We start from the raw sequence: 12,934 nt of genomic DNA on the forward strand, positions 1-12,934 counted from the left end.
TTGATTTCCCGTATAAGAATAAATAGTGGAAGTAGATTACATGCAAGAAACCAAGCCGACCCGCGTCCGCTATTTGATCCTGCTCATGCTGTTTTTGGTGACGACGATCAACTATGCCGACCGCGCGACTATCGCCATCGCAGGCTCCAGCCTGCAAAAAGACCTCGGCATCGATGCCGTCACCCTCGGTTATATCTTCTCCGCTTTCGGCTGGGCCTACGTGGCCGGGCAGATTCCTGGCGGCTGGTTGCTCGACCGTTTCGGCTCGAAAAAAATCTATGCCTTGAGCATTTTCACCTGGTCGCTGTTCACCGTGCTGCAAGGCTATGTCGGTGAATTCGGCATGTCCACGGCCGTGGTTGCGCTGTTCATGCTGCGCTTCCTGGTGGGGTTGGCCGAGGCGCCGTCCTTCCCGGGCAACGCACGGATCGTCGCCGCGTGGTTTCCTACCGCGGAACGCGGCACCGCCTCGGCGATTTTCAACTCGGCGCAGTATTTCGCCACCGTGTTGTTCGCACCGCTGATGGGCTGGATCGTCTATCGCTTCGGCTGGCAGCACGTGTTCATCGTGATGGGCGTGATCGGTATCGTGTTCTCGCTGATCTGGTTGAAAGTGATCTACAGCCCACGCCAGCACCCTATGATCAACGAAGCCGAGTTCAATCACATCGCCGCCAACGGCGCGATGGTCGATATGGACCAGGACAAGGGCAAGGACAAGAAAACCGACGGTCCGAAGTGGGATTACATCCGCCAACTGCTGACCAACCGCATGATGCTCGGCGTTTACCTGGGCCAATATTGCATCAACGGCATCACCTACTTCTTCCTGACCTGGTTCCCGGTGTATCTGGTGCAGGAACGCGGCATGACCATCCTCAAGGCTGGTTTCATCGCGTCCTTGCCGGCGATCTGTGGATTCATCGGCGGCGTGCTCGGTGGGGTGATTTCCGATTACCTGCTGCGCAAGGGCCATTCGCTGACCTTCGCTCGCAAGGCGCCAATCATCGCCGGCCTGCTGGTGTCCAGCAGCATCGTGGCGTGCAATTACGTGGACATCGAATGGATGGTGGTGGGCTTCATGGCCCTGGCCTTCTTCGGTAAAGGCGTCGGCGCACTGGGCTGGGCCGTGGTCTCCGATACGTCGCCAAAACAGATCGCCGGTTTGAGTGGTGGCCTGTTCAACACCTTTGGCAACCTGGCGTCGATTACCACGCCAATCGTCATCGGCTACATCATCAGTTCCACTGGCTCGTTCAAATGGGCGTTGGTGTTTGTCGGTTGCAACGCGCTGATGGCGGTGTTCAGCTACCTGGTCATCGTGGGCCCGATCAAGCGTGTGGTGCTCAAGGAACCGACGGCCAGAGATGCCGACCTTTCCAGTCTGTCTGAAGCCAAATCCTGAGGAGCGGCGTCGATGAATCTGATTGAACATGCCGATTCGCCCCGTTACATCCGCCTGCATGGGCGGGACAACGTGGTGATCGTCGTCAACGACCAAGGCGTACCGGCCGGGACTGAATTCCCGGACGGCCTGGTCACCGTCGACTTCGTGCCACAAAGCCACAAAGTCACCCTGGAGGACATTCCCGAAGGCGGCGAGGTGATTCGCTACGGCCAGGTCATTGGCTATGCGCTGCAACCGATCCCCCGTGGCAGCTGGGTCAAGGAAGACCAGCTGCGCATGCCCACTGCGCCACCGCTGGACAGCTTGCCGCTGTCAACCGACGTGCCGGCGGCCGATGCGCCGCTGGAGGGCTACACGTTCGAGGGCTACCGCAACGCCGACGGTACCGTCGGCACACGCAACATCCTCGGTATCACTACCACGGTGCAGTGCGTGACCGGCGTGCTGGACCATGCGGTCAAGCGCATCAAGGACGAATTGCTGCCCAAGTACCCGAACGTCGATGACGTGGTGGCGCTGACCCACAGCTACGGCTGCGGCGTGGCGATTACCGCCACCGACGCGTACATCCCGATCCGCACGGTACGTAACCTGGCGCGCAACCCGAACCTGGGTGGCGAAGCGCTGGTGATCAGCCTGGGCTGCGAGAAATTGCAGGCCGGGCAGGTGATGCATGAGGGCGACAGCTCGGTGGACCTCAGCGAGCCATGGCTGTATCGCTTGCAAGATTCCAGTCACGGCTTCACCGAGATGATCGAGCAGATCATGGAGCTGGCCGAGACCCGCCTGAAGAAGCTCGACCAGCGCCGTCGCGAAACCGTGCCGGCCTCGGAGCTGATCCTGGGCATGCAGTGTGGCGGCAGCGATGCGTTTTCCGGCATCACCGCCAACCCGGCCCTGGGCTATGCCTCGGACCTGTTGCTGCGGGCCGGTGCAACGGTGATGTTCTCCGAAGTGACTGAAGTGCGCGATGCGATCTACCTGCTGACGTCCCGGGCACAAACCCGCGAAGTCGCCGAGGAGCTGGTGCGCGAGATGGACTGGTACGACCGCTACCTGGCCAAGGGCGAGGCCGATCGCAGCGCCAACACCACGCCGGGCAACAAGAAGGGTGGGTTGTCGAACATCGTCGAGAAATCCCTGGGCTCGATCGTCAAGTCCGGCAGCAGCGCGATCAACGGCGTGCTCGGCCCGGGCGAGCGGTTCAAGCAAAAGGGCCTGATCTTCTGCGCCACGCCGGCCAGCGATTTCGTCTGCGGTACGCTGCAACTGGCGGCGGGGATGAACCTGCATGTGTTCACCACCGGTCGCGGAACGCCGTATGGCCTGGCGATGGCACCCGTGGTAAAGGTCTCGACCCGTACCGAACTGGCCCAACGCTGGCCAGACCTGATCGACATCGATGCCGGCCGTATAGCCACCGGGCGCGCGACCATCGAGGAGTTGGGCTGGGAGCTGTTCCACTATTACCTGGACGTGGCCAGCGGCAAGAAGCAAACCTGGGCCGAGCGGCACAAGTTGTACAACGACATCACGTTGTTCAACCCCGCGCCGATTACCTGATATAGCGTTGTCGTGGATCGTTCTCACGCAAAAGCGTGGGAACGATCAGTGGGAAAGTGGCTTATCATTAGCCACCTAACGACACCCCTCTCAAGGTCCCCGGCATGCTGGCAATTTTCCTCGAAACCCTGAACATCACCGCGCCGGTGTTTGCCATGCTGTTTCTGGGGACGTTGCTCAAGCGCATCTACTGGATCAACGACAACTTCATCCACATTGCCTCGTCCCTGGTGTTCAACGTCACCATGCCGGCGTTGCTGTTTCTTGGAATCCTGCATGCCGACCTGCACGCGGCGTTGCAGCCGGACCTGCTGATTTATTTTTCGATCGCCACCCTGGCGAGTTTTGCGATGGCCTGGGGCTGGGCGATCTGGCGCTGCCCGCGGGAGGATCGCGGGATCTATACCCAGGGCGCGTTTCGCGGCAACAACGGGGTGATCGGCCTGGCGCTGGCGGCGAGCATGTACGGTGACTACGGGATTTCCCTGGGCGCGATCCTCGCAGCGTTGGTGATTCTGTTCTACAACACGCTGTCGACCATCGTGCTGGCGGTCTACAGCCCGGTGATCAAGTCCGACCCGTGGAGCATTTGCAAAAGTGTGGTCAGCAACCCGCTGATCATCAGCGTGATCGTCGCCGCGCCGTTCGCCTATTGGCAGATCGGTCTGCCGAACTGGTTCGAGACCTCGGCCAAGTACCTGTCGCAAATGACCTTGCCCCTGGCGCTGATCTGCATCGGTGGCACGCTGTCGCTGGCGGCCCTGCGCAAGAGCGGCAAGATGGCCCTGAGTTCGAGCCTGGTGAAAATGGTTGGCCTGCCGCTGGTGGCCACGCTGGGCGCCTGGCTCTGGGGCTTTCGCGGGGCGGAACTGGGGATTCTGTTCCTGTACTTCGGCAGCCCCACCGCCGCCGCCAGCTTCGTCATGGCCCGGGCGGCGAATGGCAACCATGAGCTGGCAGCGGCGATCATCGTCATCACTACGCTGATGGCGGCGATTACCACCAATGTGGGGATTTTTGTGCTGCAGTGGGGTGGGTGGATCTAGCCTTCATTCAAGCGGTCACTCAGCGTTCTGATAGCTATCGATCACTTCCTGCGCGGCCCGGAACGCATCGATCGCCGCCGGTACGCCTGCGTACACCGCGCAATGCAGCAACGCCTCGCGAATCTCTTCCACCGTGCAGCCATTGTTCAGCGCGCCACGCACGTGGCCCTTGAGTTCCTGCGGGCATTTGAGCGCGGTGAGCGCGGCGAGAGTGATCAGGCTGCGGGTTTTCAGTGGCAGGCCTTCTCGACTCCAGACGCTGCCCCAGGCATGTTCGTTGACAAAGTCCTGCAATGGCTGGGTGAATTCGGTGGCGTTGCCCAGGGCCCGGTCGACGAAGGCGTCGCCCATGACTTGGCGACGCATGTCCAGGCCGGTCTTTGGAATGTCGGTCATGGCAAATCCCTCTTGTGATGTTGGCGGCGCCAGGCGCGCAGGGAGGTGAACAGCAGAAACGCGAGCAGGGCCGGCAGCACGTAGAACAGCATCAGCCGTTCCAGTTGGCCGGCCAAGGGCATGCCGGTGGTGAATGACACCACGTGCAGCCCGTAGGCCAGGTACAAACCCAGGAACAGCAGGCCTTCGGCGCGGGTGACGCGATAACCGGAATAGAACACCGGCAGGCACAGCACCGCCACGCCGAGCATCACTGGCAGGTCGAAATCCAGCGCGTTCGGCGACACCGACAGTGGCGAGGGCGCGGCGAGGGCGGTCACCCCCAGGACCCCCAGCAGGTTGAACAGGTTGCTGCCGATCACGTTGCCCACCGCAATGTCCCGTTGGCCACGCAGTGCCGCGATCAGCGAAGTCGCGAGTTCCGGCAGCGAGGTGCTGACGGCCACGATGGTCAGGCCAATGATGCGCTCCGACAGTCCCAGGTCCGTCGCCACTTCGACCGCGGCGCCCAACAGCAGATGCCCGGCGAACACCAGCATCGCCAGGCCCGACACGATCATCAGCACACTCTTGATCCAGGACATTTGGGCAACGTCGCCCCCCACCGGGTGCGGTCGCCCCGAATGCCGTGACTGACGCAGCAAGAGGCCCAGGTACACCGCCAGGGCTATCAGCAGCAGTACGCCGTCCAGTCGGGTCAGTTCCTCGTTCCAGGCCAGCACGAAGACCAGCAGGCTCGCACCGATCATCAGCGGAATGTCCAACCGCACCAATTGACGCGAGACGCGCAGCGGAATGATCAGTGCCGACAGGCCGAGGGTCACAAGGATGTTGAAGATGCTGCTGCCGATCACGCTGCCCACGGCGATGTCAGCGTTCTGAGCCAGGGTCGCCTGCAGGCTGACGGCCATCTGTGGCGCGCTGCTGCCGAAAGCGACGACGCTCAAGCCGATGATCAACGGCCGAACCTGCAAGCGCGCCGCCAAGCCGACGGCGGCACGTACCAGCAGTTCGGCGCCGCCGATCAGCAACAGCAGGGCGCCGAACAGTTCGATCAGGCTGAGCAGCGGTAGGGCGGTGAGTAGGGAAATGGCCGGGCTCCGTCTATCAATCGTCGAGGGCTTGCACGCGCACGCGCGCGGTACCGCTGCGCAGCATGCCCAATTGTTCGGCAGCGGCGCGCGATATATCGATCAGGCGGCCGCGTGAATACGGGCCGCGGTCGTTGATACGGACCACGACGCTGTCGTTGTTTTTCAGGTTGGTGATTTTCACCCGGGTGCCGAATGGCAACTGGCGATGGGCGGCAGTCAGGCCATTCTGGTTGAAACGCTCGCCGCTGGCGGTGCGCTTGCCATGGTGCCTGGCACCGTAATAAGAGGCGACGCCGGTCTGGTCGTAGCCGTGTGGATCGACGGTGCCACTCTGGCTGGCGCAACCGGCCAGCAGGGACAGCAGGGCGCAGGCGCCGAGGAGACGCTTCATGTAAGGGATTCCACATCAGTGTGGTTGTAGTGGTCATCGTGGCGAGGGAGCTTGCTCCCGCTGGGCCGCAAAGCGGCCCCCGACAATCTGCTGCCAGAAAAAGGGGGCTGCTGCGCAGCCCGACGGGAGCAAGCTCCCTCGCCACGGGGGACCGAGCCAGACAGCAAGACTGGCTCCATGGCCATCAGCCTTCGAGCTTGCTTTTGAGCAGTTCGTTGACCTGTTGCGGGTTGGCCTTGCCCTTGGAGGCTTTCATGGCCTGGCCGACGAAGAAGCCGAACATCTTGCCGCGCTTGGCTTCGTCCGCCGCACGGTATTGCTCGACCTGCTCGGCGTTGGCCGCGAGCATTTCATCGAGCACGGCGGAAATCGCGCCGCTGTCGGTGACCTGCTTCAAGCCGCGCTTCTCGATGATCTCGTCAGCGCTGCATTCACCATTGGCCATGGCTTCGAACACCATCTTGGCGATCTTGCCGGAAATGGTGTTGTCCTTGATCCGCAGCAGCATGCCGCCCAGTTGCTCGGCCGAGACCGGCGACTCATCGATTTCCAGGCCCTGCTTGTTCAACAAGCTGCCCAACTCGACCATCACCCAGTTGGCCGCCAGCTTGGCGTCGCCGCCGATGCTCACGACTTTTTCGAAGTAATCGGCTTGTTCGCGGCTGGTGGCCAGGACGTTGGCGTCATAGCTCGACAGGCCGAATTGCGCCTGGAAGCGCTCGCGTTTCTGCGGCGGCAGTTCCGGCAGGGTGGCGCGTACCTCGTCGAGGAACGAGTTCTCGATGACCACCGGCAGCAGGTCCGGGTCCGGGAAGTAACGGTAGTCGTTGGCTTCTTCCTTGCTGCGCATCGGACGGGTTTCGTCCTTGTTCGGGTCGTACAGGCGAGTCTGCTGGATGACCTTGCCGCCGTCCTCGATCAGTTCGATCTGGCGCTGGATCTCGCTGTTGATCGCCTTCTCGATGAAGCGGAACGAGTTGACGTTCTTGATCTCGCAGCGGGTGCCGAACTCGACCTGGCCCTTGGGCCGGATCGACACGTTGCAGTCGCAGCGCAGCGAGCCTTCGGCCATGTTGCCGTCGCAGATGCCCAGGTAGCGCACCAGCGCGTGGATCGCCTTGACGTAGGCCACGGCTTCCTTGGCGCTGCGCATGTCCGGCTCGGAGACGATTTCCAGCAGCGGCGTGCCGGCACGGTTCAGGTCGATGCCGGTGGCGCCGTTGAATTCTTCATGCAGGCTCTTGCCGGCGTCTTCTTCCAAGTGCGCGCGGGTGATGCCGACGCGCTTGACGGTGCCGTCTTCGAGGGCGATGTCCAGGTGGCCCTTGCCGACGATCGGCAATTCCATCTGGCTGATCTGGTAGCCCTTGGGCAGGTCCGGGTAGAAGTAGTTCTTGCGGGCGAACACGTTGTGCTGGCCGATCTCGGCGTCAATCGCCAGGCCGAACATCACCGCCATGCGCACCGCTTCGGCGTTGAGCACTGGCAATACGCCGGGCATGCCCAGGTCGACCAGGCTGGCCTGGGTGTTGGGCTCGGAACCGAACGTGGTCGAACTACCGGAAAAGATTTTCGATCGGGTGGTGAGCTGCGTGTGAATCTCCAGCCCGATCACGACTTCCCATTGCATGTGTTTCTCCTCAGAAGCCGGTGGGGGTGCGGGTGTGCCAGTCGGTATTGAGCTGGTACTGGTGCGCCACGTTGAGCAGGCGGCCTTCCTGGAAATACGGCGCGAGCAGCTGCACGCCCACCGGCAGGCCATCGACGAAGCCGGCCGGCATGGACAAGCCTGGCAAGCCTGCGAGGTTGGCGGTGATGGTGTAGACGTCTTCCAGGTAGGCAGCGACCGGGTCGCTGTTCTTGGCGCCGAGTTTCCAGGCCGGGTTCGGCGTGGTTGGGCCGAGGATGATGTCGACCTCGTTGAAGGCGGCCATGAAGTCGTTTTTTACCAGGCGGCGGATTTTTTGCGCCTTGAGGTAGTAGGCATCGTAGTAGCCAGCGGACAGCGCGTAGGCGCCGACCATGATCCGGCGTTGCACTTCGGCGCCGAAGCCTTCGCCACGGGAGCGCTTGTAAAGATCGATCAGGTTTTGCGGATTCTCGCAGCGATGACCGAAGCGTACGCCGTCGAAGCGCGAGAGGTTCGAGGACGCTTCCGCCGGGGCGATCACGTAGTACGCCGGGATGGCGTGCTGCATGTTCGGCAGGCTGATTTCCTTGATCACGGCGCCGAGCTTTTCCAGCGCCTTGATGCTGTCTTGGATCAGCCCGGCGATGCGTGGGTCTAGGCCGGCCCCGAAGTATTCCTTCGGTACGCCGATGCGCAGGCCTTGCAGCGAGCCATTGAGGGCGGCGCTGTAGTCCGGCACCGGCTCATCGATGCTGGTGGAATCGTTCGGGTCGAAGCCGGCCATGCCTTGCAGCAGGATCGCGCAGTCTTCGGCGGTGCGCGCCAGCGGGCCGCCCTGGTCGAGGCTGGAAGCGTAGGCGATCATGCCCCAGCGCGAGACGCGACCGTAGGTCGGCTTGAGCCCGGTGAGGTTGGTGAAGGCCGCCGGCTGGCGGATCGAACCGCCGGTGTCGGTGGCGGTGGCAGCGGGCAACAAGCGCGCGGCCACAGCGGCGGCGGAACCGCCGGACGAACCGCCCGGGACATGTTCCAGGTTCCACGGGTTTTTCACCGCGCCGTAGTAGCTCGACTCGTTGGCGGAACCCATGGCGAATTCGTCCATGTTGGTTTTGCCCAGGGTCACGGTGCCGGCCGCGGCCAGCTTGGCGACGACGGTGGCGTCGTATGGCGCCTTGAAGTTGTCGAGCATCTTCGAGCCGCAACTGGTGCGGATGCCCTGGGTGCAGAACAGGTCTTTGTGGGCAATCGGCGCACCGAGCAGGGCGCCGCTCTCACCGTTGGCGCGACGAGCGTCGGCGGCCTTGGCCTGGCTCAGGGCAAGCTCTTCGGTGAGGCTGATGAAGCTGTTGAGCTGCGGGTCGAGCTGGGCGATGCGCGCCAGCAGGGTCTTGGTCAGCTCTTCGGAAGAAAACTTTTTATCGGCGAGTCCGCGGGCGATCTCGGCCAGGGTCATGTGATGCATGAGAGGCTCTTTCCCTTTAGTCGATGACTTTCGGAACCAGGTACAGGCCGTTTTCGACCGCAGGTGCGATGGACTGGTAGGCCTCGCGATTATTCGACTCGGTGACGACGTCGGCGCGCAGGCGCTGGCTGGCTTCCAGTGGGTGGGCCAGCGGCTCGATACCGTTGGTATCGACCGCTTGCATCTCGTCGACCAGCCCTAGAATGCTGTTCAGGGCAGCAGTAATGTGTGGAAGATCGGCTTCATTGAGGCCCAAGCAGGCCAGATGAGCGATTTTTTCCACGTCGGAGCGTTCAAGCGCCATGGGATTCTCCAGTGGAAAACAAAACGGACGCAGTCTGTCCGTGTGTTAGATTGTCGGAACACTACCGCATTTCTACGGGTCTATACCCGCGATTGTGGGGTTTGGTGCACAGAAAAGCGGCCAATTTAACATATTGGCGCCTTGCCCAAAATCCCTGTCGTTGTTAGAGTTTGCCGCACTTTTTTACCCACGCGTTGCCTAGGGTCCCTTTCCCATGTTCAAGAAACTGCGTGGCATGTTTTCCAGCGATCTTTCCATCGACCTGGGCACTGCCAACACCCTTATTTACGTGCGCGAGCGCGGTATCGTCCTGAATGAACCCTCGGTCGTGGCCATCCGCACCCACGGTAACCAGAAGAGTGTCGTAGCTGTCGGTACGGAAGCCAAGCGCATGCTGGGCCGTACACCGGGCAACATTGCAGCCATTCGCCCCATGAAGGACGGCGTGATCGCCGACTTCAGCGTCTGCGAAAAGATGCTGCAGTACTTCATCAACAAGGTTCACGAAAACAGTTTCCTGCAGCCCAGCCCTCGCGTGCTGATCTGCGTGCCGTGCAAATCCACCCAGGTGGAGCGTCGTGCCATCCGTGAGTCGGCCCTCGGCGCCGGTGCCCGCGAAGTGTTCCTGATCGAAGAACCCATGGCCGCGGCCATCGGTGCCGGCCTGCCGGTGGAAGAAGCGCGCGGCTCGATGGTCGTCGACATCGGTGGTGGTACCACTGAAATTGCCTTGATCTCCCTCAACGGTGTGGTCTACGCCGAATCCGTGCGTGTGGGCGGCGACCGTTTCGACGAAGCGATCATCACCTACGTACGCCGCAACTACGGCAGCCTGATCGGCGAATCCACCGCCGAGCGTATCAAGCAGGAAATCGGCACGGCCTACCCGGGCGGTGAAGTGCGTGAAGTCGACGTACGCGGTCGCAACCTGGCCGAAGGCGTTCCACGGGCATTCACCCTCAATTCCAACGAAGTGCTCGAGGCGCTGCAAGAGTCACTGGCGACCATCGTCCAGGCAGTCAAGAGTGCCTTGGAGCAGTCGCCGCCAGAACTGGCGTCGGACATCGCCGAGCGTGGCCTGGTGCTGACCGGTGGTGGCGCGCTGTTGCGTGATCTCGACAAGTTGCTGGCCCAGGAAACCGGATTGCCGGTGATCGTTGCCGAAGACCCGCTCACGTGCGTTGCCCGCGGCGGTGGCCGTGCGCTGGAAATGATGGACAAGCACACCATGGACCTGCTCTCCAGCGAATAAGTCTGGCTGAGTGGTCTATGTTGTTTGCGCCCGGGCAGCACTTTGCAGTGCTGCCCGTTGGCGTTTATCTTCTGTCATTCGTATCCAGGCCGGTTTGATGCCGTATGAATAAAGAAAACATTTGCCTGGGAGGAGCGGCCTATTAAACCGCTTTTCGCCAAAGGCCCCTCACTGGGTGTGCGCCTTCTGGTGTTGACCGTGCTGTCGGTCGCGCTGATGGTGGTCGACGCCCGCTTCACGCTGCTCAAGCCAGTGCGCAGCCAGATGTCGCTGGTGTTGATGGAATCCTACTGGATCACCGACCTGCCGCAACGGTTGTGGCAAGGTGTGGCCAGTCAGTTTGGCAGCCGGACCGAACTGGTCGCCGAAAACGAAAAACTCAAGACCGAAAACCTGCTGTTGCAGGGGCGCATGCAGAAGTTGGCGGCCCTCACCGAGCAGAACGTGCGACTGCGTGAGTTGCTCAACTCCTCCGCGCTGGTCAACGAGAAAGTGGAAGTGGCCGAGCTGATCGGCATGGACCCCAACCCCTTCACCCACCGCATCATCATCAACAAGGGTGAGCGAGACGGCGTGGTCCTCGGCCAGCCGGTGCTCGACGCCCGTGGCCTGATGGGCCAGGTGGTGGAGTTGATGCCCTATACGTCCCGTGTCCTGCTACTGACCGATACCACCCACAGCATTCCCGTGCAGGTCAATCGCAACGGCTTGCGGGCGATTGCCAGCGGTACCGGCAACCCGGAACGCCTGGAGCTGCGCCACGTGGCGGACACCGCCGACATCAAGGAAGGCGACTTGCTGGTCAGTTCCGGCCTCGGCCAGCGGTTCCCGGCCGGCTACCCGGTGGCGACGGTCAAGGAAGTCATCCACGATTCCGGCCAGCCGTTCGCGATCGTGCGGGCAGTGCCGACGGCCGCGTTGAACCGCAGTCGCTATCTGCTGCTGGTTTTCAGCGACAACCGCACGCCTGAAGAGCGCGCCAACGATGCGGCGGTGGCCCAGGAAGCCCAGGACCGGCAGGGCGGCGAATCGACCGCACCAGTCGCGCCAGCGCCTGTGCCTGTTCCGGCCACGGTGCCCAAGCCTCAAGCGGCAACGCCCGCTGCCACGCCGCCAGCCACGACGCCTCCGGCCGCACCTGCCGCGACCCCCGCCCATCAGCCGTCCACCCAGCCTGCAAGACCTGCAACCAAACCGCCGGCCTCGACGCCCGCCACTGCGCCTGCCACCAGGGGAGCACGAGAAGAATGAGCAGTACTCGATCCGGTAACGGCTGGATGGTCTGGCTGACTTTTGCCATCGGCCTGCTGCTCAGCATTTCACCGCTGCCGCAGTTCATGGAGATCCTCCGGCCACTGTGGCTGGCCCTGTTGCTGGCCTTCTGGGCGCTGGCCTTGCCGCACAAGGTCGGCATGGTCACCGCCTGGTGCCTTGGCCTGGCCGAGGACGTGCTTTACGGCACGTTGCTGGGTCAGAACGCATTGATCCTGACACTGATCACCTTCCTGGTGCTGTCGCTGCAACAACGCCTGCGGATGTTCCCGATGTGGCAACAGTGCCTGGTGATCCTGGTGATCTTTGGCCTGGCGCAGCTGGTACAGCTATGGCTCAGCGCGCTGACCGGCAATCGTCAGCCGACCCTGGCGCTGGTGCTACCGGCCTTGGTCAGTGCCTTGCTCTGGCCGTGGATAAGCTTCGGTTTGCGTGGCTTGCGCCTGCGTTTCAAAATCAACTGATTCGGTCAGGCATTGGCCCGCACCTTGGAAGGGAGATGTCTTGATGAAACCGCTTTACCTCGCCTCAGGTTCGCCGCGTCGGCGTGAATTGCTTACGCAGATCGGCGTGCCGTTCACCGCCATCGGTGCGGACATCGACGAAACTCCCCTCGACCAAGAAACCCCATCGGCCTATGTCGAGCGCCTGGCGCGTGGCAAGGCCGAGGCCGGGCGACGCGCCTTGGCGTCTGGCGTCGAAGGTTGCATGCTCGGGGCCGACACCGCAGTAGTGCTAGAGGGACGAATTCTCGGCAAGCCAGTGGATCAGGCTGACGCCCTGTCGATGCTCCTGAGCCTGTCCGGTCGCGACCATGAAGTGCTGACCGCCATTGCCGTTGTGGACGGCCAGCACTGCGAAACCCGGGTGGTTAGCAGCCGGGTGCGCTTTCGCCTCATCACCGAACAGGAAGCGCTCGCCTATTGGGCCAGCGGCGAACCCCGGGACAAGGCAGGCGGCTACGGTATCCAGGGCCTGGGCGCGGTGTTCGTCGCCGGGCTGGAAGGCAGCTATTCAGCCGTGGTCGGCCTGCCACTGTGCGAAACCGCAGAACTACTCGGCCATTTCGGCATACCCTGTTGGCAAACCTTGAGCGCGCGCTGAGCGCCGTCTGAC

13 protein-coding genes are annotated in these 12,934 nt (G+C 62.4%); 7 read left to right on the plus strand and 6 right to left on the minus strand.

What is annotated here, in order from left to right; all coding sequences use genetic code 11:
• Positions 1-40: 40 nt before the first annotated feature.
• The 3 genes from J3P95_RS04720 to J3P95_RS04730 all read left to right on the plus strand — a co-directional run bounded on the left by J3P95_RS04720 (position 41) and on the right by J3P95_RS04730 (position 4,017).
• Positions 41-1,405 (plus strand): MFS transporter, encoded by a 1,365-nt coding sequence (locus J3P95_RS04720; protein ID WP_434561105.1) that lies wholly within the window; start codon positions 41-43, stop codon positions 1,403-1,405.
• A 12-nt stretch (positions 1,406-1,417) separates the two neighbouring features.
• A complete protein-coding gene (gene garD / locus J3P95_RS04725) occupies positions 1,418-2,971 on the plus strand; it encodes a galactarate dehydratase (RefSeq protein ID WP_434561107.1) in 1,554 nt (517 codons plus the stop codon).
• 104 nt (positions 2,972-3,075) lie between these two features.
• A complete protein-coding gene (locus tag J3P95_RS04730; RefSeq protein WP_434561109.1) occupies positions 3,076-4,017 on the plus strand; it encodes an AEC family transporter in 942 nt (313 codons plus the stop codon).
• Between the two features lie 15 nt (positions 4,018-4,032).
• Here J3P95_RS04730 and J3P95_RS04735 read toward each other — a convergent pair whose 3' ends face one another.
• From J3P95_RS04735 to gatC, 6 genes are all read right to left on the minus strand, one after another.
• Positions 4,033-4,413 (minus strand): carboxymuconolactone decarboxylase family protein, encoded by a 381-nt coding sequence (locus J3P95_RS04735; protein WP_434561111.1) that lies wholly within the window; start codon positions 4,411-4,413, stop codon positions 4,033-4,035.
• Positions 4,410-5,471, minus strand: a complete 1,062-nt coding sequence (locus J3P95_RS04740) for a calcium/sodium antiporter (RefSeq protein WP_434563692.1) — start codon at positions 5,469-5,471, stop codon at positions 4,410-4,412. The genes J3P95_RS04735 and J3P95_RS04740 overlap by 4 nt, the downstream gene beginning before the upstream one ends.
• Positions 5,472-5,520: 49 nt before the next feature.
• Positions 5,521-5,898: a septal ring lytic transglycosylase RlpA family protein gene (locus J3P95_RS04745; protein WP_434561113.1), complete on the minus strand. Its 378-nt coding sequence runs from the start codon at positions 5,896-5,898 to the stop codon at positions 5,521-5,523.
• 184 nt (positions 5,899-6,082) lie between these two features.
• The gene (gene gatB, locus J3P95_RS04750; RefSeq protein WP_434626358.1) at positions 6,083-7,528 is read right to left on the minus strand and encodes an Asp-tRNA(Asn)/Glu-tRNA(Gln) amidotransferase subunit GatB; all 1,446 of its coding nucleotides are present in this window, start codon (positions 7,526-7,528) and stop codon (positions 6,083-6,085) included.
• 10 nt (positions 7,529-7,538) lie between these two features.
• Positions 7,539-8,990 carry an Asp-tRNA(Asn)/Glu-tRNA(Gln) amidotransferase subunit GatA gene (gene gatA / locus J3P95_RS04755; RefSeq protein ID WP_434561117.1) on the minus strand — a complete coding sequence of 484 codons (1,452 nt, stop codon included), beginning with the start codon at positions 8,988-8,990 and terminating at the stop codon, positions 7,539-7,541.
• Positions 8,991-9,006: 16 nt separating this feature from the next.
• A complete protein-coding gene (gene gatC / locus J3P95_RS04760; protein ID WP_434561119.1) occupies positions 9,007-9,294 on the minus strand; it encodes an Asp-tRNA(Asn)/Glu-tRNA(Gln) amidotransferase subunit GatC in 288 nt (95 codons plus the stop codon).
• Positions 9,295-9,508: 214 nt separating this feature from the next.
• On the opposite strand from gatC, the gene mreB reads away from it, so the two are divergent.
• From mreB to J3P95_RS04780, 4 genes are all read left to right on the plus strand, one after another.
• Positions 9,509-10,546, plus strand: a complete 1,038-nt coding sequence (gene mreB, locus J3P95_RS04765; protein ID WP_002555108.1) for a rod shape-determining protein MreB — start codon at positions 9,509-9,511, stop codon at positions 10,544-10,546.
• A gap of 141 nt (positions 10,547-10,687) precedes the next feature.
• Positions 10,688-11,797, plus strand: coding sequence for a rod shape-determining protein MreC (mreC, locus tag J3P95_RS04770; protein WP_434626636.1), 1,110 nt, complete (start codon positions 10,688-10,690; stop codon positions 11,795-11,797).
• Positions 11,794-12,282, plus strand: coding sequence for a rod shape-determining protein MreD (gene mreD / locus J3P95_RS04775; RefSeq protein ID WP_186638006.1), 489 nt, complete (start codon positions 11,794-11,796; stop codon positions 12,280-12,282). Before mreC ends, mreD begins: the two co-directional genes overlap by 4 nt.
• A 43-nt stretch (positions 12,283-12,325) precedes the next feature.
• Positions 12,326-12,922, plus strand: a complete 597-nt coding sequence (locus J3P95_RS04780) for a Maf family protein (protein WP_434578487.1) — start codon at positions 12,326-12,328, stop codon at positions 12,920-12,922.
• The last annotated feature ends 12 nt before the right edge of the window (positions 12,923-12,934 follow it).

This window comes from Pseudomonas sp. Z5-35 (genome assembly GCF_051131945.1).
Classification (GTDB): Bacteria; Pseudomonadota; Gammaproteobacteria; order Pseudomonadales; family Pseudomonadaceae; genus Aquipseudomonas; species Aquipseudomonas marvdashtae.

What these genes read in the sequence shown, in the direction of transcription:
- J3P95_RS04720 (WP_434561105.1), top strand. Translation starts at nt 41, where the DNA reads ATGCAAGAAACCAAGCCGACCCGCGTCCGCTATTTGATCCTGCTCATG.
- garD (WP_434561107.1), top strand. Translation starts at nt 1,418, where the DNA reads ATGAATCTGATTGAACATGCCGATTCGCCCCGTTACATCCGCCTGCAT.
- J3P95_RS04730 (WP_434561109.1), top strand. Translation starts at nt 3,076, where the DNA reads ATGCTGGCAATTTTCCTCGAAACCCTGAACATCACCGCGCCGGTGTTT.
- J3P95_RS04735 (WP_434561111.1), bottom strand. Translation starts at nt 4,413, where the DNA reads ATGACCGACATTCCAAAGACCGGCCTGGACATGCGTCGCCAAGTCATG.
- J3P95_RS04745 (WP_434561113.1), bottom strand. Translation starts at nt 5,898, where the DNA reads ATGAAGCGTCTCCTCGGCGCCTGCGCCCTGCTGTCCCTGCTGGCCGGT.
- gatB (WP_434626358.1), bottom strand. Translation starts at nt 7,528, where the DNA reads ATGCAATGGGAAGTCGTGATCGGGCTGGAGATTCACACGCAGCTCACC.
- gatA (WP_434561117.1), bottom strand. Translation starts at nt 8,990, where the DNA reads ATGCATCACATGACCCTGGCCGAGATCGCCCGCGGACTCGCCGATAAA.
- gatC (WP_434561119.1), bottom strand. Translation starts at nt 9,294, where the DNA reads ATGGCGCTTGAACGCTCCGACGTGGAAAAAATCGCTCATCTGGCCTGC.
- mreB (WP_002555108.1), top strand. Translation starts at nt 9,509, where the DNA reads ATGTTCAAGAAACTGCGTGGCATGTTTTCCAGCGATCTTTCCATCGAC.
- mreD (WP_186638006.1), top strand. Translation starts at nt 11,794, where the DNA reads ATGAGCAGTACTCGATCCGGTAACGGCTGGATGGTCTGGCTGACTTTT.
- J3P95_RS04780 (WP_434578487.1), top strand. Translation starts at nt 12,326, where the DNA reads ATGAAACCGCTTTACCTCGCCTCAGGTTCGCCGCGTCGGCGTGAATTG.